The 24,945-nt window shown below is 62.2% G+C and carries 17 protein-coding genes; 4 read left to right on the plus strand and 13 right to left on the minus strand.

The annotated features are described in order from the left end of the window. Nucleotides 1-1,136: 1,136 nt before the first annotated feature. Complete coding sequence (locus tag QMG46_RS23110; protein WP_281850253.1) at nt 1,137-7,439, plus strand: autotransporter outer membrane beta-barrel domain-containing protein; 6,303 nt, start codon at nt 1,137-1,139, stop codon at nt 7,437-7,439. A 158-nt stretch (nt 7,440-7,597) separates the two neighbouring features. Here the strand turns inward: QMG46_RS23110 and QMG46_RS23115 are convergent, their stop codons facing one another. From QMG46_RS23115 to lexA, 4 genes are read right to left on the minus strand one after another with little or no spacing between them, the layout of a single operon-like run. Next, entirely contained in the window at nt 7,598-10,696 is a 3,099-nt protein-coding gene (locus QMG46_RS23115; RefSeq protein ID WP_281850254.1) for an error-prone DNA polymerase, read from the minus strand. Beyond that, nucleotides 10,693-12,096 (minus strand): Y-family DNA polymerase, encoded by a 1,404-nt coding sequence (locus QMG46_RS23120; protein ID WP_281850255.1) that lies wholly within the window; start codon nt 12,094-12,096, stop codon nt 10,693-10,695. Before QMG46_RS23120 ends, QMG46_RS23115 begins: the two co-directional genes overlap by 4 nt. 10 nt (nt 12,097-12,106) lie before the next feature. After that, nucleotides 12,107-12,724 carry a translesion DNA synthesis-associated protein ImuA gene (gene imuA / locus QMG46_RS23125; protein WP_281850256.1) on the minus strand — a complete coding sequence of 206 codons (618 nt, stop codon included), beginning with the start codon at nt 12,722-12,724 and terminating at the stop codon, nt 12,107-12,109. Further along, nucleotides 12,724-13,335, minus strand: coding sequence for a transcriptional repressor LexA (gene lexA / locus QMG46_RS23130; RefSeq protein WP_281850257.1), 612 nt, complete (start codon nt 13,333-13,335; stop codon nt 12,724-12,726). Before lexA ends, imuA begins: the two co-directional genes overlap by 1 nt. A 218-nt stretch (nt 13,336-13,553) precedes the next feature. Between lexA and QMG46_RS23135 the strand changes: the two genes are divergently transcribed. Then, on the plus strand, nt 13,554-13,691 hold the full coding sequence (locus QMG46_RS23135; RefSeq protein WP_281850258.1) for a hypothetical protein: 138 nt from the start codon (nt 13,554-13,556) through the stop codon (nt 13,689-13,691). Nucleotides 13,692-13,716: 25 nt separating this feature from the next. After that, nucleotides 13,717-14,556, plus strand: a complete 840-nt coding sequence (locus QMG46_RS23140) for a hypothetical protein (protein ID WP_281850259.1) — start codon at nt 13,717-13,719, stop codon at nt 14,554-14,556. Nucleotides 14,557-14,615: 59 nt separating this feature from the next. Here the strand turns inward: QMG46_RS23140 and QMG46_RS23145 are convergent, their stop codons facing one another. Then, nucleotides 14,616-16,259, minus strand: coding sequence for a methyl-accepting chemotaxis protein (locus QMG46_RS23145; protein WP_281850260.1), 1,644 nt, complete (start codon nt 16,257-16,259; stop codon nt 14,616-14,618). Nucleotides 16,260-16,538: 279 nt separating this feature from the next. On the opposite strand from QMG46_RS23145, the gene QMG46_RS23150 reads away from it, so the two are divergent. Further along, a complete protein-coding gene (locus QMG46_RS23150) occupies nt 16,539-17,429 on the plus strand; it encodes a LysR substrate-binding domain-containing protein (RefSeq protein ID WP_281850261.1) in 891 nt (296 codons plus the stop codon). Here QMG46_RS23150 and QMG46_RS23155 read toward each other — a convergent pair. The 8 genes from QMG46_RS23155 to QMG46_RS23190 all read right to left on the minus strand — a co-directional run bounded on the left by QMG46_RS23155 (nt 17,426) and on the right by QMG46_RS23190 (nt 24,941). Beyond that, on the minus strand, nt 17,426-18,265 hold the full coding sequence (locus QMG46_RS23155) for an HpcH/HpaI aldolase/citrate lyase family protein (RefSeq protein WP_281850262.1): 840 nt from the start codon (nt 18,263-18,265) through the stop codon (nt 17,426-17,428). The two genes, QMG46_RS23150 and QMG46_RS23155, sit on opposite strands and share 4 nt — an antisense overlap. Continuing rightward, nucleotides 18,262-18,714 carry a MaoC family dehydratase gene (locus QMG46_RS23160; RefSeq protein ID WP_281850263.1) on the minus strand — a complete coding sequence of 151 codons (453 nt, stop codon included), beginning with the start codon at nt 18,712-18,714 and terminating at the stop codon, nt 18,262-18,264. The genes QMG46_RS23155 and QMG46_RS23160 overlap by 4 nt, the downstream gene beginning before the upstream one ends. Before the next feature lie 6 nt (nt 18,715-18,720). Continuing rightward, on the minus strand, nt 18,721-19,386 hold the full coding sequence (locus QMG46_RS23165) for a dienelactone hydrolase family protein (protein ID WP_281850264.1): 666 nt from the start codon (nt 19,384-19,386) through the stop codon (nt 18,721-18,723). Between the two features lie 75 nt (nt 19,387-19,461). Next, the gene (locus QMG46_RS23170) at nt 19,462-20,814 is read right to left on the minus strand and encodes a carbohydrate porin (protein WP_281850265.1); all 1,353 of its coding nucleotides are present in this window, start codon (nt 20,812-20,814) and stop codon (nt 19,462-19,464) included. Nucleotides 20,815-21,004: 190 nt separating this feature from the next. After that, nucleotides 21,005-21,748, minus strand: coding sequence for a class II aldolase/adducin family protein (locus QMG46_RS23175; RefSeq protein ID WP_281850266.1), 744 nt, complete (start codon nt 21,746-21,748; stop codon nt 21,005-21,007). A gap of 38 nt (nt 21,749-21,786) precedes the next feature. Further along, on the minus strand, nt 21,787-23,163 hold the full coding sequence (locus QMG46_RS23180) for an MFS transporter (RefSeq protein ID WP_281850267.1): 1,377 nt from the start codon (nt 23,161-23,163) through the stop codon (nt 21,787-21,789). Between the two features lie 78 nt (nt 23,164-23,241). Further along, nucleotides 23,242-24,243, minus strand: a complete 1,002-nt coding sequence (locus QMG46_RS23185; RefSeq protein ID WP_281850268.1) for an amidohydrolase family protein — start codon at nt 24,241-24,243, stop codon at nt 23,242-23,244. A gap of 23 nt (nt 24,244-24,266) precedes the next feature. After that, entirely contained in the window at nt 24,267-24,941 is a 675-nt protein-coding gene (locus QMG46_RS23190; RefSeq protein ID WP_281850269.1) for a dienelactone hydrolase family protein, read from the minus strand. Nucleotides 24,942-24,945 lie beyond the last annotated feature (4 nt).

Here is a 24,945-nt window from a genome sequence, read left to right on the forward strand (position 1 = left end):
GCCGTTCTGCGTCGCAAGCGGCCGGATCGGCCGGCGTTTTCACAAAAATGAACGAACCTCCAAAGAGGTACGAGCGCTGCGCGAGTGACCACTCTACGTAGGAGAAAACCTACTGTAAGATCGCCCCGCCAGCCGCAAAGCCAAGATGGCGTCAACAAGGGCTATGGACATATCAGGGGTGATGGTCCTTGGCTCGGCTAGCACCGAACTTGTTGACGCCGTCGAGGCAAAAAATGGCCCGGGCTTGCGCCCGGGCCAGCCGCAACGTCCATTGTTGCAAACGATGGGACAGGGGAATCCCATCCGTGTGACCTGCAGGGGGTCAGATCACACATCTTCCGGACAGACCATGCTCTCAGCGAAGGGAGACGGGCATCCTGCCCTGCACAGTTGTCGGAAGCCGGTTACCGAAGCGGCGCTTCCGCCTCAGTGAATGAATGTTTATCCGCAAGCGTCACCTTGACCGCAGAACTACCGGTTCGGGCTTCGCGCTCGGCAATGTGGGTGGCCAAGGCCACGGCGTCGAACATGTCCCTACGGTGAGCCAGCTGGCGATTCTGTCGCAGAACCTTCCAACCGTTGCGGCGACTGCCAGCCACGCAATATTCGATTCGGTTCGTAACCATCGCTGCCTCGCTCGTGAGTCAGTGCCCTTCGTTGAGATACATCGTCGCGCCGAGCGGGTATGCCGGGATATAGGAAAAGTATGAAAAATCGGCCCTACCTGTGCGGATGGTCCGATCGCCACTACCAGGGATGCACGTCCGTCGAGCACGCACTCCGCAGTTCCGACGACTTCACATAATCATCATGTAATACACCGGCCAAACCGGCGTTTCTTGCGATTTCACGAACTCCATTGCAATGCGGCGCTCATCGAACCGTAAATTGCCTTTATGTGATTGCGTATTACGCAACCGACGTTTATATAGACATCTATCAGATGCATCTGCGCCAGCGCGGGCATGTGTTTGGGGGCTGATTCGTAAAGCAACGGCGTCAAGGGTCATGCAAAGCATGGCTCATGTGAGGGCCGCGATAGCAAGGCCTTCGAACCCGCTCGTGCGAACGTCTGGCCTGACATAGACCAGCCGATCCCATGAGGTAATCAATCTTCTTGGAAGAGGTTGATGCTTATGAATAGGGTCTATCGTGTGGTTTGGAATGCTGGCCTGGGCGCCTGGGTGGTGGCATCCGAACTGGCCAGATCACGACACGGTGTCGCTTCGACGTCGCCGCCCCACACCTTTCGACAAACCGTCCTTGCCTGTGCCCTGCTCGCTTTGTGCAGTGGAGGCAGCGCATTCGCGCAAAACGTAACGCTGGCTCAATACAACCCGCAAACCAACGATAACGAAGTCGGCGCGACGATCGTCGCGGCAGGCGCCACGGTGAACCTGAGCGGCCCGCAACAATTCATTACCGGCGATTCGGGTGCGCGCAGCACCACGTTAGGCGCCTTGCTGGCGATCAACCGGATACTTTCCGGATCGCAATGGATCGGCGCATTGCGGCTCAATCCGGGCTCGCAGAACTTCGGCGTCACGGTACCCGACCCGATCACCGGTGGCACACGCGTGACCTCTACGTTCGCTACGGCCAATCTGGTGCCGGTCGCTCCCGTAACCAATGCCACGACTGTACCCGACGACGTCAATGTCAACGGAGCGCAGTACATCGATATGCGCGTAGCGACCGTCGGCACAGGCGGCGGTACGCTCAACGTCAATATCGGCGGCGCCGCCGGCTCGCTGTCCACCGCCAGCACCAATGCATGGACCATCGCCGCCAAGCAGTCCTCGCTGTTCTACGCCGATGGCTCCGGCGGCAACGCAAGCACCATCAACTGGAATTCCAATAACCGCATCAGCTTCATCGGCGACGTAGCGCCGACGACCACGCAGACCTTCAGTGTCACCAATGTATCGGCCTATGGGGGCACCTTCACGGTCACCACCGCCGATGGCGTCACCAGCACGCATACGGTCAACAACGATACAGACCTGCGCACTTACAACGACTGGCTGATCAGCCAGCTGCGAAGCGGCAACCTCGATCCCACGCAATACAACGCCAACTTCAACAAGGCCTATACCTCGTCGACCCAGACGATCGGCTATACCGCCAGCGCCACCGCGCCGGACGAAGTGACGCTGCCGATCGGCGACCGCATCGTGATGCATCTGATCGGCGCGCGGGCATCGGGCACCATCGCCGCGGGCAAGACGCTGGAAGTATCCAACTCGAACAATGGCGCGATCCGCGCCGAAGCCGGTGCACAGGTGGCGAACAACGGTGCCCTGGCTGTCACGCACACCGCTGGCGATGGCACCGCGATGCTACTGACCGGCAACGCCACGCATGGCGACAACAACGGCGTCATCAACGGCAATTTCTTCCTCAATCCCAATGGCTCGACCGTCGATGGCGCCTTCGGCTCGAACGTGGTCGACGTAGCCGCTCAAGCCACCTTCAGCAATAACGGCATCCTGAATCTGGCAACGGGTGCAACCAACGGTGCCGGCGCTTCCGCCGGCATTCGTTTAGGTACGGGTACCAGCGCAACCAGCAGCGGCATCATCAACGTGGGCGTAACCGGTTCGAAGTCCAATGGTTCGATGACCGGTGTACTGCTCAACGATCCGACGGCGTCGTTCACCAACACCAGTACCGGCATGATCTATATCGGCCGCGGTCCGCAAACCAGCGCATCGCAGAACCCCGCCGACGTGGCGATCAATCAGGGCTCATTGACTGCCGGCATCACCGTCAACGGCAATGCCACTGCGCTGAACCAGGGTACGATCACGATCGGCAGCAAGACACAGAATGCCGCCGGCATTACCGTCAACAGCGGCATCAACGCCAATGTGGTCAATAGCGGCACGATCAATATCAATGGCGCCGCCGCGACCGTGCCGCGTGAAAACGACGGCATCCTGGTCACCAATTCGGGCGGCGTCAGCAATACCGGCACCATCAACTTGAACGGCGTCAACGGCGTCGGCATCAAGGTCCTCAGCACCAATGCCACGGCGTCGAATGCAACATCTACCGGCACGATCAATGTTGCCGGCGGCGCCGACCCCGGCAGCGGCACGCGCAATTTTGGTGTGTGGGTGGAGGGTCAGGCTTCGGGCACTGCCACGGCAACCGTCGGTGGCGCCATCGATTTGCTCGGCAATGGTGCCATCGGTATTCATGCACGCGGTCGCGCGACGATCGACGTAGCTGCATCGGCAGTGCCGACCTTTTCCAATGGCACCAATCAGATCGCGTTCTTTGCCTTCGGCCCCAATGCGAAGATCAACGTCGCCAGTCCTGCGTTGAACGTCACTACAACCGGCTCGACGCTGTTTCGCGTGGAAAGCGGTGCGAACTTCGACGGCACCGGCCTGCATCTCACCGCATCGGGCCAGAACTCGCTCGCCGTGCTCGGCACCGGAGCGCCCTCGGTGGTGAGTACGAAGGATGCAAATATCAATGTATCGGGGGCGGGAGCCACCGGTGTCATCGTCGAAGGCGGCGCAACCGGCTCCATCGATGCAACCTCGGACGTGCAGCTGACCGGTGTAGGTTCCGTTGCCGGCATCGCCGATGGTCAAAAGCACACGCTCACGGGTGCTGCCAGCGGCTCTCCCGTGGCTACGACTACATTGACCAGTGCGGCCACCCTGACCTCAAGCACCGCCAATCTCACCGGATACATCGCACGCAACCAGGCCAAGTTCACCAACTCCGGCGATATCACGTTTACCGGCGCACACTCGACCGGCATCAGCGTGCAGTCTGGCGCCACCGGCACCAACAGCGGCAATATTTCGGTGATCGATGGCGGCACCGGCATCCTGGTCGACAGCAGCGCCACTAACACCACAACGACGGCCAACGATACCGGCGTGCTCTCGGTCAACGGCGGCAGCGTAGCCGATCGCACGCGCGGTGCCGTTGCCACCGGTTCGCGAGCGGTGGCAAACCTGCAAGCCGGCGCACAGGTGCAGTTGAATGGCGTCGGCGCGATCGGAGCCGAGGCGATCAACGGTGGCACGGTCAACGTAGCGGCCGGCGCCACGCCGGTATTCAGCAATACCGATCAGATCGCCTTCCATGCACAAGGCGCGGGCGCCAAGATCGTCAGCGCCGCGGGCTCGTTGAATGCAAGCACGGATCGATCCAGCATTTATCGCATCGACGATGGCGCGACATTGAGCCTGAGCGGCAATCCGGTATTGACCGCATCGGGCGCGGGCGCACATGCCATCGACGGATCCGGCGCGGGCAGCGCCGTCATTACCGGTAACGCTACCTTCAATATCTCCGGCGCCGGCGCCATCGGCGTACAGATGGATGGCGGTTCCAGTGGCACGGTAAGTACGGGCACGGTCATCAATGTGACCGGTGCCGGCATCGGTGGCGTGGTGGACGGACAGCGCACAGGTATCAACGGTGCATTGATCGGCACACCGATTGCCACGACCTTGACCAACACGGGCACGGTGACGGGCAGCGGCAACGGCGCCACCGGCTTTATCGCACGCAACCTCGGCACCTTCGTCAACAATGCCGCGGTCAATATGACCGGTATGGGCAGCACTGGTGTCCTGTTGCAAAGTGGCGGCACGTTGACCAACAACAGCACGCTGCATGTTGCCAATGGCACCGGCATCCAGGTCGAGGGAGCCAATTCGCAGATCCTCGGTCTAGGCAACACGACCGTCGATGACGGCGTGGCCGGCATTCGCTTGTTGAACGGTGCGCAGACCACGCTGGATGGTGAAGGAGGCAGCCTGACCACGCATGGGAGCGCACATGGCATCCTGCTTGATACCGGTGCCACATCGTTGACGGCGAGCAATGCCACCATCACCACCGACGGTACCGGCAACGGCATAGAAAATGCCGCGGAGATCGGTAGCGTGTCGCTCGGCAATCTCACCATCAACACCGGCAACGGCGCCGGTATTCGCACAGCGACGGCATTCGACCCGGCCTCGACGGTCACCATGAATGTGGCCGGCAGCGGCACCGGCTTTGCTTTCCGCCATGCCGATGGCACCACCGCAAGCGGCGATCTCGACCTTGGCTCCGGCTATGTCGTCAATGCCAACGGCGTCGGCGCCACCGGCATCCAGGCGCTGACGACCGGTGCGGTGACCACGGCAGCCAACGTCAACGTCACCAATGCAGCCGGTGGCTCTGCCCTGGTTGCGGGCACGGCGTCGAGCACGACCAATACCGGCACGCTGGTTTCAGCCAGCACGGCGTCGCCCGTGGTCGATCTGGCCAATGGCAGCGGTACTACGTTCACCAATACCGGCACCATCCAGGCTAGCAGCACGATCGGGCCGGCCTTGCGCGGCAGTGGCGGCAACGACACCGTCAATCTGAGCGGCGGGTCGGTGATCGGCGATATCGCCACGGGTGCGGGCAGCGACCAGTTTCTGTGGACTGCGGGTTCGTTGGCCGGCAGCCTCACCATGGGCGACGGCGCAAACAACACGGCCACGCTCCAGGGCGTCGACCTGAGCACCACGACGCATCTCACCGCGGGTACCGGCAGCGGCAATACGCTCAACCTCGATGCCATCCAGTCGCGCGGCGGTTCGTTTGCGGCCGACGATCTCGGCAAGGGCGTCAATCTCGGCAGCGGCTGGAACACGATCAATTTCAGCAATGGCACCGCGTTTACGCTGACCGACAACCTCAAGCTCGCCAACAGCGATGTCAACATCGACGCCAGCTCGACGCTGTTTGCCGGCGACAATGTACATCCGGTGATTTCCGGAGCATCGGCAACCTCGGCGCAGGTCACGAATGCCGGCTTGATCGATCTGACCAACGGCGCCGGCTCTCCCGGCAACAGCCTGGATATCGCCGGCGACTACGTGTCGCAGGGCGGCCAGATCAACATGATCAGCACGCTCAACTTCGGCGGCGCCTTGACGGACCAGTTCACCGATCGCCTGCTGGTGCGAGGCAATGTCACCACACCCGGTGGCCCGACGATTCTCAACATCACGCCATCGGCGGCTAGTACCGGCGAGCTGACCGACTTCAACCACAACAGCGCGGTGGATGCGAACGAAGGTATTTCGGTCGTGCAGGTGGCGGGCACATCGACGGCCGATGCTTTTCGCCTGGCCGGCGGCTTTCTTGCCGTGGGTCCCTGGCAGTACGGCCTTTACGCCTTCGCACCCGGCGCCAGCGCCGCAGACCAACGTGTCGTCGCCGGCAGCGGCAATCAGTTCTGGGATTACCGCCTGGCCAATATCTACATCTGCGAAACCAATTGCACACCGCCCACGCAATCCAACCCGCCGCCGACACCACCGCCTGGCGCACCGGCCAATCCGCCGTTGCCGCCGGAGAACACCGTTACCGCACCACCGCCGGCACCACCAGTGCTTCCCGACGACGGTTGCGTCGTCAATGGCATCGATAACTGTGCACCGGGCCGCCGTGCGGTAACCCCACAGGTGCCTTCCTACATCGCCGCGCCAACCGCCCTGGCCAGTTATGGCATGCAAGTGTTGGACAACCTGCACAAGCGCCTGGGCGAAATACGCGACGAAAACGCGTTGGATAGCAACATCAACGGCGAGGCGTTCGCGCGCTTCATCGGCGGCGACTACAACTACAGCACCGACCGCAGCTTCCGGCAGTACGGCTATAACTACGATCAGCAGACGCGCGCCTTGCAGATCGGCGCGAATATCCTCGATGTCGACTCGGACAAGTCGACTTTTCGTGGTGGCGTGGCCTATACACACGGCACCACGCGCGTCGAGCCGCATGCGGCCGATGGCTTCAGTCGCACCAAGTATTACAACAACAGCATCGCCATGTATCTCACCTGGCAGGATGTCAACGGCTTCTATGTGGATGCGGTGGTTTCGGGCGATCGTTACAGTGGCGATGTGGATACCGCCGGCCGTCAGTCGATCGGCCACCTGCGTGGCACCGGCTGGACCGCGTCGCTGGAGACCGGTTATCCGTGGAAGTTCGACAGCGGCTGGGAGCTGGAACCGCAATTGCAGTTGACCCGTACGCACCTGCTGCTGCACAACCTGACCGACCAGAGTGATGCGCTGGTGCGCTACGACGACTACAACCAGAACATCGGTCGCATCGGCGTACGCCTGGATCGCACCTGGATCGATAGCAACGGTCGCTACACCACCCCATATCTACGTCTGAACTATATCCAGGGCTGGGGCGGCAGGCCGCAGGTAAACGTGGCCGCGGCCGATGCACCCGCGATCAACCAGACGTTTATCGGTGGCAGCTATGGACGTGCTGCGGAATTGGGCCTGGGCGGTACGTATGCCTTCGGCAAGCAGCTGTCGTTCTATGGCGAGGCGGATTACCAGAAGGATCTGGGGAGTGCCGGCACGCGTGGCTGGGGATTGAACCTGGGGGCGCGGTGGAATTTTGATTGAGGGTGGTTGAAGAGCGCCCCCTCACCCCAGCCCTCTCCCCCGGCGAAGCCAGGGGAGAGGGAGCAGAAGCGCGAAACATTGAAGACTTGTCTCAGTCGGCCCCCTCTCCCCTGGCTCTGCCGGGGGAGAGGGCTGGGGTGAGGGGGCTCTTCAGCGCACTAATGAAAGTCACGCGAACTGACCGCCAATGCGCCAAGCATCGGCGACAAATCCTCCAACCGATGCGCGATCACGTGCCGCACGCCGCTCTCGGTCTCCAGTCGCCCTTCCACCGCCATCAATCGCGACTCCAACAACACGCGCCGTTGCCGCACGGCCAGGTCATGCCATACGACCACGTTGGTCGTACCATCTTCATCTTCCAGTGACATGAAGATGACGCCGCTGGATGTGCCTGGCTTCTGCCGCAAGGTCACCAAGCCGGCTGTGCGCACCAGCCGACCGTGCGGCAATCCCTGCAGATCAGCCGAGCCACGACAGCGCCGCGCGCGCAACTGGGCGCGCAGCAGCTTCAGCGGATGCGGCCCCAGCGTGGTGCCGGTCATGGCGTAGTCGGCGAGCATGTTTTCCTCGACGCTTGGCAAAGGCAGATGAATCTCTTCTTGCTCGGGCACTTCGCCGAATAACGGTCGTTGCGGCTCCACACCCGTCACGGCCCAGCGTGCCCGATGACGATGGCCTGCCAGTGCGCGCAATGCACCTGCGTCCGCCAGCAAACCGCTCTGGCGGCTGTCGAGACGTGCGCGGCGGCATAGATCGGCGACATTGGTGAAAGCAGCCTGGTCGCGCGCCTCGACAATCGCATTTGCTACGTCTTCGCGAAATCCGGCAACCAATCGTAACCCCATCCGGATCGCCGGTTGCCTGTCCGGATTGCGTGCGTCTTCCAGCGTGCAGTCCCAATGGCTGTAGCGCACGTCTACTGGCAATACCCTTACGTCATGCCGCCGCGCGTCCTGCAGCAATTGATCGGCCGTGTAGAAACCCATCGGTGCCGAGTTGATCAGGCCACAGGTGAATGCCGCCGGCTCGTGGCACTTCAGCCAACTGCTGACATAGGCGAGCAAGGCAAAACTGGCAGCATGCGATTCGGGGAAGCCGTAATCGCCGAAGCCCTGGATCTGGCGGAACAAGCGCTCGGCGAACTCAGGTTCGTAGTTGTTTTTCAACATACCGCCGATCAATCTTTCGCGGTGCCGTTCGATGTGGCCGTTGCGCCGCCATGCGGCCATCGAACGACGCAGCTCATCCGCCTGTCCTTCCGAATAGTCTGCCGCGACAACGGCAATCTTCATCACCTGTTCCTGGAAAAGCGGTATGCCCAGTGTGCGCTCGAGTACATCCTTCAATGCCTCCGATGGATAGTCGACCGGCTCCAATCCCTGCCTGCGACGCAAATACGGATGCACCATATCGCCCTGGATCGGCCCCGGCCGCACGATCGCCACCTCGACCACCAGATCGTAAAACTTTTCCGGCCTGAGACGAGGAAGCATGGCCATCTGAGCACGGGATTCAATTTGAAATACGCCGATAGTGTCGGCCTTGCAGATCATCTCGTAGGTCTTCTTGCAATGACCTTTTTCATCGAGAATACGTGCCAACGTCCAATCGCCACGTCCGGTATCGCCAAGCATGCGGAAGGTTTTCCGGATCGCGGTAAGCATTCCCAACGCCAGGCAATCCACCTTCAACAAACCCAGATACTCCAGGTCGTCCTTGTCCCACTGGATCACCGAACGATCATCCATCGCCGCATTCTCGGTCGGCACCATTGTGTAGAGTGGCTGCTGGGAAATGACGAATCCGCCGGGGTGCTGCGAGAGATGGCGCGGAAAGCCGATCAACTGCTCGGTCAGGTCGACCACGTTGCGCAGCAACGGCGTATCGGGATCGAAGCCGCGCTCGCGCAGATGCTGGTCGATGGGCACGTCGACGGCCCAGCGATCCATCATGCCGGCCAGCTCTCCGGACAGATCCTGGGAGACGCCCATGGCGCGCGCGACATCGCGAATGGCGCTGCGGCCGCGATACTGGATCGCCACGGCTGCCAACGCCGCGCGTTGCCGGCTGTATTTTTTGAACACGTACTGCAGCACTTCCTCGCGCCGCTCATGCTCGAAGTCGACGTCGATATCCGGCGGTTCGTTGCGTTCCTGGGATAGAAATCGCCCGAACATCAATTTCATCTCGTCCGGATTGACCGAGGTGATTCCCAGCGCGTAGCACACGGCAGAATTGGCCGCCGAGCCGCGGCCCTGGCAAAGAATGCCCTCGTTTCGCGCAAACCAGACCACGTCATGCACGGTGAGAAAGAAGGACTCGTACTTGAGTGTCTGGATCAAGTCCAACTCCAGCTCGATGGTCTTGCGTACTTCCTTCGATTCACCGTGCGGCCAGCGCCAGCGTATGCCTTCCTCGGTCAGGTGCCGTAGCCAGGTCGTAGTGGTGTGTCCGACCGGCACCAGTTCGCTCGGATAGGTGTAGCCCAGCGCCTCGGTGGTCAATTCGAAAACGCAGCGCTCGGCAATGCGCACGCTCTCGTCGAGCAAGGTTCGCGGATACACCGCCGCCAGCGCCTTGCGCGTACGCAGATGCCGCTCGCCATTGGGAAAGAGCCGATAGCCGGCTTCGGCCAGCGTGGTCTTGTGACGGATGGCGGTCATCACATCCTGCAATTTCCGTCGCGATCGCACGTGCATGTGCACGTCACCGCTGGCTACCAACGGCAAGTCAAGTTGCTGGCCCAGTGCCGTTAACGCGGTCAGACGGGCCGCATCATCAGGACCGCGATGCAGTTCCACTGCCAACCATGCACGTTGTGGAAACGCCTGCTTGAGCCATGCGCCTTCTGCCACATCGCCGACATCATCCGGCAGCCAGAGCGCCAGCAGCCCATCCGTATCGGCGATATCCTCGCGCAGCAACCGATACTGCCCTTTCTTCGCACGCATGCGCGCTGTCGTCAGCAACCGGCACAACGCCACATAGCCCTCACGGTTCTCCACCAGCAGTACCAGCTTGGGACCGTTGTCGATGCGCACCTCGCTGCCAACGATCAATTTGATGCCGGTCGCATCCGCCGCCTGCTTGGCACGCACGATGCCAGCCAGCGATCCCTCGTCGGTAATCGCCAAGGCCTTGTAGCCCAGTGCCGCGGCGCGCTCGAACAACTCCATCGCAATCGACGCGCCACGCTGGAAGCTGAAGGCGGACAGGCAATGCAGTTCGGCGTAATCGGGCAGTTCCGTATTCATGCAAACCATCCGTGCAACATGAACGCACCTTGTTCGCCTGGCGGGCGAAACGCCCAGGCACGTTGGCCCTGGCTGGTTTCGACGACGTAATAATCGCGGCGTACATCGCCATCCCACCAACCGCTTTCGATGCGCTCAGGGCCGGCAAGAATGCGTAGACGCGTGTCGCGCAGGGGAATTGGCTGCGCCAGCAACCATCCCGGGCGTGGTAACTGCGGCATCGCATCGATATGGGCTTCGGCGGTTTGCCATGCACGCTCGGGCCGATGGTCGGCGCGCATGGCCACGCCATGTACAGCCTCATCGCCCAGCCGTGCACGCAAGCGTTCGCGTAGTTGCTCCCACGGCATCGCCTGTTGCGGTCGCGTGTCGAACAGATCGCGTCCGGCCGGAACGAAGGGCGGCAGCTGATGCGCCAGCAGTTCCATCATGCGTACGGGCGCAGGCAGTTGCAGTTGTTCGAGTCGACTGCGCGCCACTTCGAACAGCATCGCAGGATCGCGTTCGGCCGCAAGCAGGCCGATCGGCAACTCAGTAGCTGCGCCGCGCTCGTGCGAAAAGCGCAACAGGAAACGTTGCACGCCGCCATCGCGACCTGCCAGGTACATGCCCAGATCGGAGGTGAGACGACGCAAGGGGAACAGCAGGGACTGGCTGGAGCTGACCTCGTAGTTGAATTCGATCCGCGACTCGAACGCGTCCGATGGCTGGAAGTAGCGCAAGGGTGTCGCCAGCTCGCCGCGCAAACGATCCAGGTGATCGAGCGCCTGCTCACCGATGCGCCGGCCCAATGCAGCGCGCGGCAGCGCAAAGACCTGATGCAGATGACGGAGCCCCATCCGTGCAAGGCTGGTCGCGACATCGCCGGGCAAACCGCAGCGCGCTATCGGCAACTGATCGAGTGCCTGCTGCAACGGATGAGCGGTAATGGCCACGCCGTCGTGCACATTGGCCAGCACGCGGGCCGCCCAGGGATGAGGCGCGAGCACGATGCGATGACGAAACCCAAGCTCGCGCAGATCCTCGCGCATCTGCGCTTCCAGGCGCGACCAGGGACCGAATAGCCGGAAGCTGGCTTCTACTTCGATCAGCAAGGCGGCGGGAAATTCGCGGCTGACCAGGGAGCCGTAGCGATACGCCCATGCAGCGAGAAAATCGTGCCAGTGATCGACATCGGCCGCGTCGTAATCGACCGCATCGAAACGCGCGCAGATCGCCTGCGCCACACTCAAAGGCTGACCGGCGCGCAACCCGACAGCTTTGGCCGCTTCGTTGACGCTGCGCAGGACACGCCGCTGCGCCGGTCCCGCAATCAAAGCCAGCGGTTTATCCGGCGTGGCGTGCCGACGTACGACGCCATCGAGCGCCAGCTGCGGCAAGAGAATGCATGCCCACAACATCGGCCGGCCCTCATCCTGCAAACGGAATGGGCGATGTGGGCGGATTGCCGCCACGGCACTTGAGCACGCGCAATTGCGCCGGCTGCGCATCGATGGCGATGCGCAAGGCAGCCGGCGACGGATTCGCCGAAGCACTGGCAGGGCGCATGGCAAAACCCAGGCACTGTCCGGTTTCGGCCGCCAGATGCAAACGTCGCAAGGCGCGATCGTCCGCTTGCTGCGGCCAGCACAGCACCGCCGCGCAAGCGGCCGAACGCAGGCACTGCTCGGCGGCCCACAACACATCGCGCGTATCGGCGCGAATCACCTGCACCTGGCGCATGCGCACGCCGGCATTCGCCCATGCCGTGGCAAACGGCATATACGGCGGTGCGATCAGCACGATCATGCCGGCGTCGTGCGCCTGCGAAAGACGCGCCAGGGTCGGCCATAACAGGCGCAACTCGCCCACGCCATCGAGCGGCAACAGCAGTTCGCTCAGCGCCGACTCGGGCCAGCCGCCGTTGGGCAGCGCATCGTCGAGCGCCGCCCACCCGGTAGGTTGCTGCGATGGCGCACGCGCATGCGGTTGCCCGCGCCAGATGCGGCGCGCATCGAGCAGGCTGTCGATGGCAACGACCTGGCCCATCACGCCGGCCTGATCAAACCGGCGAACAGGCCTTCCAGGGCAAAATCATTCGTGCGCGGGTCGACCTCGATCGGCGCATAGGACGGATTGCGCGGCAGCAGGCGAATGGCGCCGCCATGGCGCTCCCAACGCTTGACGGTGAATTCGCCATCGATGCGCGCCACCACGATCTGCCCATTGCGCGCCGTGGATGCGCGCTGCACGCCGATCAGATCGTGCGGGAGGATGCCATCGAGCAACATCGAATCGCCGACGACTTCGAGCAGGTAATCGGGCTTCAGGCGAAACAGCCCGGGATCGAGCGTGACATGTCGTTGCACGTCGGTATCCGAACCGATCGGCCGGCCAGCGGCGACACGGCCCAGCAAGGGTACCTGCAAGACGCGCGATGCATCCTGTGTCGGCTCGATCAATCGCACCCCTCGCGCCGTGCCATCGATCAGCTCGATCAAACCCAGGCGCGCCAGCGCTTCCAGATGCAAACGCGCCGAACGGTTCTGCTTGAGGCCGAGGGCAGCGGCCATCTCCATCTGCGAAGGCGGATAGCCATGGTCGGCGATATGCCGGCGCAGATACTGCAGGAGGCGTTGCTGGATGGGTGTCGGGCTCATGTTACTAATTTTAGTAAATTCCGAGCGCGCCATATAACCCGTTGATTTAGCTTGCATCGTCTTCGCCCTGCAGGCTCGGGAGTGCCCTGGGCACCCCTGCCAGGCAATTGAACTACCCCGTTATGTCATCGCCTGCGACGCATGAATTGCACAGCTCGGTCACCGTGCGGAGCGTACTTAACAAGCCACGACGCTTTTCACGCATAGAGAGAGGGGCCATGAATACGACACAGAAACCTACCGATTCGATCGGACCGGCGAAAAGCAAGGGCGGGATCGGTTACGTCCTGCTCTGGCTGTTGGGCGTACCGCTACCGGTGCTCATCCTGATCGGCCTGTTACGCGGTTGTGCCTGATCGCCACCGCCAAGGAGAACTCACGATGACCGACGTTGCCATTGCATCGCTCAATGACGATCCCGCCACCTGGCGGGCCATGAACTTTCGCGCTGTCTTTGCCGGCTGGCTGGTGGCCACCGGCGTAGCAGCCCTGCTCTATCTCGCCGGCTTGGCGATGGGATTTTCCTCATTCGACGCCGACCACATGGGCGGCGCAGCCAAGGCCGTGGGTATCGGCAGCGGCATCTGGATCGTGCTGGTATGGGCCGCCTCGCTGTTTGTCGGCGGCTTGTTTACCAGTTGGTTCGACGCCCATGACGACCAGACCATCGGCAGCCTGCACGGCGTCGCCGTATGGGGGCTGTCGGTCACCGCATCCATGCTGTGGCTTGCCCTGGGACTGGCCGGTGCCATGCATGCGCATAACGGCATGTCGATGGGGCACGATGAGCACGGTCCCATGCAAGGCGGTACCGATACCCATGCAGCCTTGATGGGAGACGGCTCGGTAGCCGTACTCGACGCCAATATCGCATCGCGACTGCCCGCGTCACGCGATCACGGTGCGACGATGCCTATCGTCGCGGCGCTGCTCGCAGGCAAGGATGAAACAGCAGCGAGCCTGTTCTCGGCCAATGCGGGCGTAACGCATGCCGCCGCCGCGCAGACGCTGGCCGGGCTATCGGCTGAAACGAACGCGGCCCGCGCGGATGCGAAAAGTACCGCCGACCGCACCGCGCACAATCTCGCCGCCGGCTTATGGGCCTTGGTGTGCGGCCTGCTGATCGGCCTGGTAACAGCGGCCGTGGGTGGCTGGCTGGGCGCCGGACATGTGCACCGTGTCTATCATCTGCGGGCGTATCCGCGCGCATTGCGGCGCTGATCTGCAGCATGTAAAAAGCCAGGAGCCGGGTTATATGCCCGGCTCTTTTTTGCCCGGCGTTACGCCGAGGCAAAACCGCCGCGCATGTCCATGGCGCCGGCATCGCGCCAACGCTCTTCGCGTTGTCGGGCCATGTCAGATACTGATACTGGCGAGGATGATTCGGCCAGCTGAAAGAACGCCACCCGGCTGGCCAGATGGTCGGCCTGCTCGCGCATCGCGCGGCTGGCCGCGGCGGCCTCTTCCACCAACGCAGCATTCTGCTGCGTGGTTTCGTCCATCTGCAGCACGGCGCGATTGACCTGCTCGATGCCGGCCGATTGTTCCTGGCTTGCCGCCGCGATCTCCGCAACGATGTCCGACACCTTGCTGACGCTGGCAAGAATGTCCTGCAACGCCCTGCCTGAGTGACTGACCAGTCGGCTGCCGCTTTCGACCTTCTCGGCACTGTCGTGAATCAACACCTTGATCTCGCGCGCCGCCGATGCACTGCGCTGGGCCAGGTTACGTACCTCGGTGGCTACGACTGCAAAACCTCGCCCTTGCTCGCCGGCACGCGCCGCTTCCACCGCTGCGTTGAGCGCGAGCAGGTTGGTCTGGAAAGCGATCTCGTCGATAAGGCCGACGATATCGCCGATGCGCCGGCTCGAGTCGCCGATCTCGTCCATCGCGTGCACGGCCTTGGCCACGACGTCGCCGCCCTGGCGCGCTTCGTCGCGAGCATCGCGCGCCAGCTGATTGGCGGCGCTGGCGTTATCGGCATTCTGGCGCACCGTCGCGGTCAGCTCTTCCATCGACGATGCGGTTTCTTCCAGCCCCGCGGCCTGCTCCTGCGTGCGTTGCGAAAGATCGTCGTTGCCCTGGGAGATCTGCTCGGCGCCGCTACGCACGATGTCGGCACCCTGGCGCACGTCGCTGACGATATCGGCCAGGCGCTGCCGCATCCCGGCGAGCGTATGCAGCACGCTGCCTTCATGGAACGACTCATCGCCATGCGCACGCACATCGCCGTCGGCAATGCGCTGCGCCATCGCCATGGCCATGTGCGGCTCGCCGCCGATGCTGCGGCCCACGCCACGCACCGCGATCAGCACCACACCGAAAACCAGCAAGGCCACCAGCGCGGCGAACGCGCCGAACTCCAGCAGCACACGGTAGAAGGCCTGTTGCACATCTTCGATGTACACACCCGTGCCCAGATGCCAGTCCCAGGCCGGCGTCATGCTGACGTAGCTGATCTTCGGCAGCGCGCCCTTGCCGTCGGGCTTGGGCCAGGTGTAGTCGATAAAACCATGGCCCTCGCGCTTGTCGAGCGCCACCATGGCGCGAAACAGTTCCTTGCCGTTGGTGTCTTTCTTATCGCCCACATTACTGCCGACCATCTTGGGCGATACCGGATGCATCAGCATCACCGGCCCGGAATCGATCAGGAAGAAGTACCCGGTGCCGTTGTCCCAACGCATCGCGCGCAGTTCGTCCATCGCCTGGCGCTGTGCATCGGCGCGACTGAGCTTGCCGGACGATTCCAGCGCCACATAGCGATCGATAATGGCCTGCCCGGCGTCGATATAGCCGCGCAGGTTTTGCTTACGCTCGGCCAATAATGTCGACCGGCTTTGCAAAGAGGCAAAGACCGTGAGTGCCACCAGCCCGATAGCAACCACGCCCAGGATCGCGGCAAAGCGCGATTTCATGGTCTTCATAGATTTTGCCCCTGTCATGCCTACTGCCTACTACCCGTACTTAGACCGGTTATCGTCCGGCCATGGGGGGGCTATCGGCGGGGGATCGAAAAATCTTGATAGGCCAAATGGCCAGTGGCGAGACCGGCTCATCCGAATAACCCCGGTTCCCCCTATTCGTCATCCCGGCGCAGGCCGGGATGACGAATAGGGGGGATTTCGCTATGCGGCGTAGCAAGATTTCAAGGATTTCGTGCACGCCTATACTCATCACACGATTCACGTCCACCGAGATGACCGATGCGTTCGCTGCCCCCGCTCAACCCCCTGCTGGCATTCGAGGCCGCATCGCGCCATCTGAATTTCACCAAGGCCGCGCGTGAGCTCAACGTTACCCAGGGGGCGATCAGCCACCAGATTGCGGTCCTCGAGGAGTACTTCGGCGCGAAGCTTTTCGAACGCAAAAGCAACCAGTTGGAGCTGACGCCCAACGCCGCGGCCTATGCGGAAACGCTGCATGCCGCGTTCGATGATGTGCGCAGGGCAACCGCCAGCTTCAGCGCTGCTGTGTCGCCGCGCACGACGCTTACGATCAAAGGCTATCCGCTGCTGCTCAGCCGCTGGCTGACACCACGCCTGCCCGCTTTCAGCCGACAGTTTCCACATATCGATCTGCGGCTGGTCTCGGTATCCGGCGCGAGCCTGGTCGATTTCGAAAATCAGGATATCGACATAGGCATCCGTTACGGTCGCGGCCGCTGGAAAGGGCTGACCAGCCACCTGCTGTTCGCCGACGAGCTCATCCCGGTCTGCACCAAGGCCTTGGCAAAAGCGCTGCATCTGAAGACAGCGCGGGACCTGGTCGGCAAGCCCTTATTGCAGACCCACGCACGCGTCAACGACTGGCCCGACTGGTTCAGCTGCGCCGGCGTGGACGACGAAAACGCGCTCAAGCAACTGACTTCGTTCGAGGACCTGGGCATCGTGCATCGCTTCGCCATCGAAGGCAGTGGTATCGCCATCCTGCAGAAGAACTACGTGGAAGACGATCTGCGCGAAGGCCGCCTGATCATCCCGTGCGCTCCGGTGCTGAGACGCGACCTGGGTTATCACCTGGTCACGCCCACCAACAGTGCGAAAGACAGCAAGGTGAGGGAGTTTTCCAACTGGCTGCTGGCCAACCTGGGCTAGCGCTGATCCAGCATCCGTTGTGCAAGCTTCAGATGCGGTGCATCGACCATCTCGCCCCGTAACGACACCGCGCCAGCCTGCGGGTTTTCTGCAAAGGCGGCCACGATAGCGCGAGCACGCGCCAGCGCCTGCTCGGAAGGCTCGAACGCGCGATGGATGGTATCGAGCTGCGCGGGGTGAATGGCCATCATGCCGGTAAAACCATCCTGTGCGGCGCGCGTCGCCACCGCTGAAAGACGTTCGAGATCCGTAAAATCGGGATGCACCGTTTCAATCGCCGGCACGCCTGCTGCATGCGCGGCAAACAGCGACAGCGATCGCACCAGCTCATAAGGTGAAGTAAATCGCCCTGCCTCGCGCACTGCGACGGCACCGATCGCCGAAGACAGATCTTCCGCACCCCAGGTCAAACCGAACAGACGATGCGAGACATCGCGATAGGTTCCCAGTTCGAAGATCGCCGCGGGCGTCTCGGTCGCAATGGGAAGGATCGGCAAATGCGCCAGTCCGACGCGGCCCAATAGCGCATCGAGTTGAGCGATCGATTCGCGCCCCGCTGCCTTGGGCAATACGATGCCGTCGGGTGGATGATCGGCCAGACATTCGACATCCGCGCGCGCCAGACCGCCTTGCAAGGGATTGATGCGTACGAACAACAAGGTGTGGCGCGTCTGGGTCGCCAGAAACCTGGCGAGCATGATGCGAGCATCGGCCTTTCGGTCCGGCGCCACCGAGTCTTCGAGATCGAGCACCACGCTATCGGCCACCGACTGTGCGGCCTTGACCATGCGTTCGGCGCGATCGCAGGGTACGAACAACAATGAGCGCAATCTCATGTCGGGCTCCTGTGCATCAATGCCGTGCGCTGACATTCGCAGACCAGTTCGTCGCGCTGATTGATCAGGCGATGCAGAAACACCACGATGCCCGCCTCTGGCCGTGAACGACTGTCGCGCAGATCGACAACCTCGGTCTCCGCGTGCAGGGTATCGCCGATAAAGACCGGCTGCGGCGTCTTCACGCGGTCGTAGCCCAGGTTCGCCAGCATGGTGCGCAAGGTAGTGTCACCTACGCTCAAGCCGATCATCAGGCTGAAGCTGAAGGTGCTGTTGACCACGATGCGGCCGAACTCGCTCTGCCGCGCGTATTCGGCATCCAGGTGCAGCGGCTGCGGATTGTGCGTCAACGTGGAAAACAGCAGATTGTCCGTTTCTGTCACGGTGCGGTGGATGTCGTGCACAAAGCGGTCGCCGACCTGGAATTGTTCGAAGAAGCGTCCGGCCATGGCGGGTCAGGCCAGATGCTTGTGGAAGAAATCCAGCGTGCGCGACTGCGCCAGGTCATACGAAGCCTGGTCGAACGTCGGCCGCTCCTCGCAACCGAAGCCATGCGATGCGCCGTCATACACGAAAATGTCGATACCCGGCTGCGCCGCCCGGATCGCCTCGACGTCGGCCATCGAAATGGAATGATCCACTTCGCCGAAATGCATCTGCACCGGGCAGCGTGGCACCTCGTCCTTGTGATTGACGATGCCGCCGCCATACCAGGCAACCGATGCGGCAAAGGCATCGCTGCGAGTAGCACCCAACCAGGCAACCCGGCCGCCCCAGCAGTATCCGAGCACGCCGACCTTGCGTGCACCAAACGCTGCCCGTGCGGCCTCGATATCCATCATCGAGGCCGACTCCGGTACCTGCGCGCGCAGGGCAAAACCGTATTGCAGGTCTTCCGGGCTGTAACCGAGCTCGACCTTGCGCTCGGCGCGATCGAGCAGAGCCGGCGCGATCACCGAGAAACCCGCCTTGGCCAGCTGCGCACAGGCATAGCGCATATGGCTGTTCACGCCGAACACCTCCTGCAAGACCACCAGGCAATAGGGCGAATCGTCTGGGCCATCCCGATAGGCATCCATGTCATGCCCGTCGGCAGCGGTGAGCGTGATCCAATCAGCCATTGCTTTCGTCTCCTGTTTGCATGCACCCGCTTTCCGGTGCGCGAATAGACGCGGTGCGCCGGACGCGCGCCACGCTCAGAACTTGAACGAGATCTCGCCGCCGAGCACGGTGGCGTTGGGATAACGCTTGGCGCTGAACACGCCAGGGTGAATCAGGTACTGCACGTCGGGCGTCAGGAACATCCAGGGCGTGAGCTGGATCTTGTAGGACACGTCGACGTACTGCTCCGCGCCCAGGTAGCCGAAGTTCGGCTTAGCCGCGACCTGCGCGTTGAACTTGCGCGTATTGAGATACGACTTGGCCCAGCCCACGCTCAGTACATCGTCAGCGCGATTGGCAAACGGACCGAGCAACAGGAAGCCCAGCGAATCGTAACTGGCGATCTGCGACGTACTATGGTTGCTCTCGGTCCAGTTGCCGAACAGCACCATGCCTCGCTTGTTGTCGCCGCCGAAGTTGAAGATCATCTGATCGAGCGATAGCCAGCCGCTGTAGCGACCTTCGTGCTGGATTTTCGCGTTGACCACATCAGGCGCACGGCTGGTGTCGTAGTACGCACCGATCTTGTAATGGCCGGGCAGCTTGTCCTCGCCCAGGCCAGGGCTCCAGCCCAGTTCGGAGAGATAGATCACACCGGTCGAACCGCGGGCGTCGAGCCGGAAGCCCTGGTCGGGGTCGGTGAAACGCGTCGGATTGACGTCGAACACCGCTACTTTGAGGTACCAGTCCGGACGGAAAAAGCTCGTGACGCGCGCACCCATCTGCGCACCGGGCGGATTCTGGAAACCGCTGGAGTCGGCGGCGAGCGAGTTGGGATGACCGCAGAAACCCTGGTTCAGAAAACTGCAAAGCAGCGGGTTGTAATCGAACTCCGCCGCGGCCGGAAAATAACCGATCTGATAGGCCAGCTTTCCGTTGAACACGGTCTGCTTGAAGCTCAGGTTCGCCAGACGGAAGTTTTCGCCTTCACCGTAGTTGCTCTCGATGGTGACGCGGGTACCGGCCAGCAAGGATGCATTGGAGCCGTAGCGATCGGACACGGCGAACGTCAGGATGCCGTTGTCGATACCCGCCAGTTTCTGCATGTCGAAATTGGCGCCCAGGATCACCTGGTTGTTCGTCGAGGTCCCTTGCTTGGCCCCGCCCTTGGTGACATCGGCCGACTGCACCTGATAACCGGAGAAGATGTCGACACCGGCATCGCGCCACTTCGAACGCACGCCGCCCCAATCGCCGGTCATGCCCTGTTGATGCCACCAGTCCTGCATATTGGTGTTCGGCGGCGGCGAATCGATGCGCTGTTGCGGCGGATCGTTCTGCAGCGCGTCCGCCGCATGAACAGGCGCACACAGCGCCCCCGTCAGAAAAACGAACGCGGCCGCACTCGTGGCACGGATCCGCGTTCGCGATGGATGATGCTTGGACATAGTTACCCTCCCCTTGGTGACGTGATTACTGGCTTCCTCCCTCCGTCCTTGATCCCTATGCATCCTTGTCGCCCCGGGAGGTGGCCAATTTTTTTTGCGCACTTACCCCGACAGGCTTGTCGCCCGCCTGAAAACAAACGCTTTGTTTGCGACCGGCTGGCCGGCACGCTGGCCGGTGCGGCCGTCGTGTTTAGGTTCTGCTCATGGCGATCAATGCCTGTTCGGACTGACGTTCGTAGTACGACCACAACAAGCGCAGCAAGCGTGGATTGAACGTGCCGCGCGCGCAGTCCGCGGCCTCTTCCTGGCTAAGCGGCAAGGCGCCACCGAGAATCTCCGCCTCCACCTGCTTGCGTGCGTTCTCTTCAAAAAACGTGCTGCGGAAAAAGGCGATCTCCGCCGTCTCGCCGACCACTACGCTGCCATGACCGCGCATCTGCACCGCAACGTTCTTGCCCAGCGCCGCCGACAGCGATGCCGCTTGCGAATCGGAAACCACCAGGCGCGGATCGTTCCAGGTCGGCACGCCCGTATAGAGGAAGGCACCATGCAGAAACACAGGAACGACATCACGACCGGCAATGCCCAGCAGCGTCGAGTGCTGCGCATGCAGATGCGTGACACTCATGATTTCCGGGCGATCGCGGTGAATCTGCGTATGGATGCGCCACTCCAATGGAATCTCGCCACCAGGGTGTTCGAGGATCTCGCCGTTGATATCGAACACGAATACCTGCTCGGGCTGCACCAGCCCTTTCTCCGAACCCGCACCAGGGCTGAGCAGGATGCGATCGGTGCCAGGCACGCGAATCGACACATGACCGAACATGCCGATCGAACCCTGCAGGTTCAACATCCGGCACATGACCGCGGTTTTCTTGCGCAACTCCGCTTCGGTCTCGACCGGTGCTACGTCGGCATGCATATCTGTCATGGGAGAAGTCCTCGACAACTATCTGGTTTGAACAAATCTTAGGAACGCGCGTCCGTGCCGGCTGCCGTCTCATCGAGACGCAAGCCGCGAAAACGGCGATAGCAAAGGTAGATCAGCAACAAGGCACCCATGCCGCCAGCCAGCAGCGGGATGAGCGGCACCAGGAACAATTGCGGCAGCGGCGTGTGACGCGCGATCAGCCAGCCCCCGACCACCGGGCCTGCGGTGGAGACAATACGGCCGATGGCGCTCGCCCAACCCGCTCCCTTGGAGCGAATGCTGGTCGGATAAATCATGCCGGTCACCGCATTCATGCCCAACTGGCTGCCGAGCACACAAGCGCCGGTAAGAAACACCACGCCGGTCAATGCGGCATGCGACAAGCCGGTCGTACCGATCGCCGCCACCACCGGACCGCCGATAAGAAAATAGGCGGCAATGGCGACGATACCCCAGCGATCGATCAGCCGGCTGATCACCAGGCCGCCGACGATGGCGCCGACGTAATAGGCCGCCTGGGTAACCGCGGTCTCATCGCTGGTCAGGCCCGCCGCGCGAAACAGGGTCGGCATCCAGCTGTTGACGAAGAAATTCACCACCAGGGCTGCGGAAAACAACAGCCACACCAGCAGCGTGATCCAGCCCAGCCCATCCGTGAAAAGCAGCTTCGGAGAAAAGGTATGGGCGCCCTGGCTCGGCGTTGACACCAGCAGTTGGGTACGCGGCGTAATTGCCAGATCCGGGCGCAACTGGGCGGCCAATGCGGTGGCCTGCTTGCTCGCGCCCTTCTTGGCGACCAGGAACTTGATCGACTCGGGCAGCATGAAATACAGCATGACAGCGAGCAGCAGTGGCGCAATGCCACCCACAAAGAAGAACGCACGCCAACCGAATGCATGTTGCAAGGTCGTAGCGACCACCGAAGGCAGGATGCCACCGACCGCCAGCCCCATGAACATGATGATGATCAGCGTGGCGCGTAGTCGCTTGGGCGCGAACTCGGCGTTCAATGCGACGGTGTTGGGCAGCAGGCCGCCCAGGCCCACGCCGGAGACGAAACGCAGCACCAGCATGATGTGCAGATCGGGCGACGCCACGATCAGCAGACTGAACAGGCCATACACCAGGGTCGAAAGCAGGATGGCGATGCGACGGCCATAGTGGTCGCCGATGTAGCCGAACAAAGGGCCGCCCGCGGCCATGCCGACCAGGCCCGCGCTGAACACCGGCCCCAGCTCCGACGCCGGAAAGTGCCAGGAGCGGATCAACTCGGGCGCGGCATAGGACATGGCCGCCAGATCGAAACCATCGGCGCATTGCACCAACAGCGAAAGAACGACGATACGAATAACCAGCGCGCCGATTTTCTGACCGTCGACCAGCGTGTCGATTTCGATGGATTCGACTGGCTTCATCACTCTCTCGTGTTCGCCGGCCGCCGACGCGCGGGGCACCGTTCCGACCTGATTGGCATGGAAGATATTCATCGGGACCTAGCGATGCTCGCCCAGGAACGCCCAGACGTTGCCCTCGATGATCGCGCGCGTGACCTCCTCGGAAAGCTCGGCATCCTTGATCGCGCCGATCGGATCGATTTCACCCAGGCCGAACGGATAATCGGTACCCATCAGCACGCGGTCGCTGCCGTGCTTGTCCACCACCAGGCGCAGGCTGGCCGGGTCGAAGGTCAATGCGTCGACATAGATCATCCGTGCATATTCGCTGGGCTTGCGCTGGATGTTCTCGCGCATTTCCGCGCGTACGGCAAAACCCTTGTCGACACGACCGAGCACCAGCGGGAAAGCACCGCCCGCATGCGCGAAGCAGATGTGCAGGTCCGGCAATTTCTCCAACACGCCGCCAACGATAAGTCGCGTCATGGCCAGAGCGGTTTCGAGCGGATTGCCGACAATGTTCGGCAGGTAATAACGCGCCAGGCGCTCGCCGCCGATCAACGGTTGCATCGGGTGCACGAAGACCGCCACACCCAGATCGCGACACGCCTCGAAGAAGGGGAACAGCAGCGGATCGTCCAGGTCGCGACCGGCCGGGCAGCTACCGATCTGCACCGCGCGCATGTTCAGCTGCTCGCGCAGAAAACGCAGCTCTTCGATCGCGCGATCGACATCCTGCAGGGGTACCGTGCCCATGCCGGCGAACTTGTCCGGCTTGGTGGCCACCAGCTCGGCAATATGCTGATTGAGGAAACGCGCCACCGCCTGCCCCGCTTCAGGAGCAGCCCAATAACAACTCAGCATCGGAATGGGCGAGATCACCTGCAGATCAACGCCCTGGCGTTCCATGTCGATCAGGCGGCGGTCCAGCGACCAGAACCGATCGTCCAGCTTCATGATGGTGGATTCCCCCATCATCAGCACGGCCGAATCTTCCGTCTGCGGCACCAGACTGGGCCAGCGCCCCGGACCGAACTGCGCCTTCCAATCAGGCAGCTTGTCCGGCGGCGGGATGATGTGGGTATGGAAATCGACGCGCATGATCGGGTTACTCGTACGTTGTTTCAGCGCAGCCGATGGCGCGCAAGGAAAGCCAGCGAACGCTCGCGCGCCAGCGCAGCGGATTTGGGCTCGTAGAAACGGCGGTCGTTGCAGCTGAAGCCGTGCTCGGTGTCCGGGTAGAGATGCATCTCGATCTCCGGATGCGCCTGGCGGATCTTCTCCACGTCGGCGAGCGGAATGTATTCATCGTGCTCGGCGAAATGCAGCAGCACCGGCGCGTGCAACGTCTCGTTGGCGTGGCCTGCGATCTGCGCACCGTAATAACCAACGGCGCAGACCACGCCGTCCAGGCGGGCAGCCGCCAGATAGGCCAGCGAACCGCCCCAGCAGTAACCCAACGCCGCTACCGGCCCGAAAGGCTTGACTGCATCGATCGCCGCCTGGATATCCAGCATGGTCTGGTCGAGATTGAGCTTAGCGCGCAGTTCGCGCCCTTTCTGCATGCCTGCCGGGTCGTAACCCAGTTCCACGTCGCGCTCGACGCGGTCGAAAATGGCCGGTGCGATCGTGTGATAGCCGTCGCGCGCATACTGTTCGGCCATCTCGCGAATATGCGCGTTGACGCCGAAGAACTCCTGCAGCATCACCAGCGAGCCGACAGTCGCTCCGGTCGGTTCGGCCACATAGGCCGACAGGCGATGCCCGTCGCTTGCAGTGATGTCGATGCTGTTGCCCATGCTT

Source organism: Dyella sp. GSA-30 (assembly GCF_027924605.1).
GTDB lineage: Bacteria > Pseudomonadota > Gammaproteobacteria > Xanthomonadales > Rhodanobacteraceae > GSA-30.

Bases quoted from the DNA above. Each gene is read 5' to 3' on its own strand.
- QMG46_RS23150 (WP_281850261.1), top strand. From the start codon at position 16,539: ATGCGTTCGCTGCCCCCGCTCAACCCCCTGCTGGCATTCGAGGCCGCA.
- lexA (WP_281850257.1), bottom strand. From the start codon at position 13,335: ATGAGCCCGACACCCATCCAGCAACGCCTCCTGCAGTATCTGCGCCGG.
- QMG46_RS23175 (WP_281850266.1), bottom strand. From the start codon at position 21,748: ATGACAGATATGCATGCCGACGTAGCACCGGTCGAGACCGAAGCGGAG.
- QMG46_RS23120 (WP_281850255.1), bottom strand. From the start codon at position 12,096: ATGTTGTGGGCATGCATTCTCTTGCCGCAGCTGGCGCTCGATGGCGTC.
- QMG46_RS23115 (WP_281850254.1), bottom strand. From the start codon at position 10,696: ATGAATACGGAACTGCCCGATTACGCCGAACTGCATTGCCTGTCCGCC.
- QMG46_RS23140 (WP_281850259.1), top strand. From the start codon at position 13,717: ATGACCGACGTTGCCATTGCATCGCTCAATGACGATCCCGCCACCTGG.
- QMG46_RS23145 (WP_281850260.1), bottom strand. From the start codon at position 16,259: ATGAAGACCATGAAATCGCGCTTTGCCGCGATCCTGGGCGTGGTTGCT.
- imuA (WP_281850256.1), bottom strand. From the start codon at position 12,724: ATGGGCCAGGTCGTTGCCATCGACAGCCTGCTCGATGCGCGCCGCATC.
- QMG46_RS23185 (WP_281850268.1), bottom strand. From the start codon at position 24,243: ATGCGCGTCGATTTCCATACCCACATCATCCCGCCGCCGGACAAGCTG.
- QMG46_RS23135 (WP_281850258.1), top strand. From the start codon at position 13,554: ATGAATACGACACAGAAACCTACCGATTCGATCGGACCGGCGAAAAGC.
- QMG46_RS23170 (WP_281850265.1), bottom strand. From the start codon at position 20,814: ATGTCCAAGCATCATCCATCGCGAACGCGGATCCGTGCCACGAGTGCG.
- QMG46_RS23110 (WP_281850253.1), top strand. From the start codon at position 1,137: ATGAATAGGGTCTATCGTGTGGTTTGGAATGCTGGCCTGGGCGCCTGG.
- QMG46_RS23165 (WP_281850264.1), bottom strand. From the start codon at position 19,386: ATGGCTGATTGGATCACGCTCACCGCTGCCGACGGGCATGACATGGAT.
- QMG46_RS23155 (WP_281850262.1), bottom strand. From the start codon at position 18,265: ATGAGATTGCGCTCATTGTTGTTCGTACCCTGCGATCGCGCCGAACGC.
- QMG46_RS23180 (WP_281850267.1), bottom strand. From the start codon at position 23,163: ATGAAGCCAGTCGAATCCATCGAAATCGACACGCTGGTCGACGGTCAG.
- QMG46_RS23190 (WP_281850269.1), bottom strand. From the start codon at position 24,941: ATGGGCAACAGCATCGACATCACTGCAAGCGACGGGCATCGCCTGTCG.
- QMG46_RS23160 (WP_281850263.1), bottom strand. From the start codon at position 18,714: ATGGCCGGACGCTTCTTCGAACAATTCCAGGTCGGCGACCGCTTTGTG.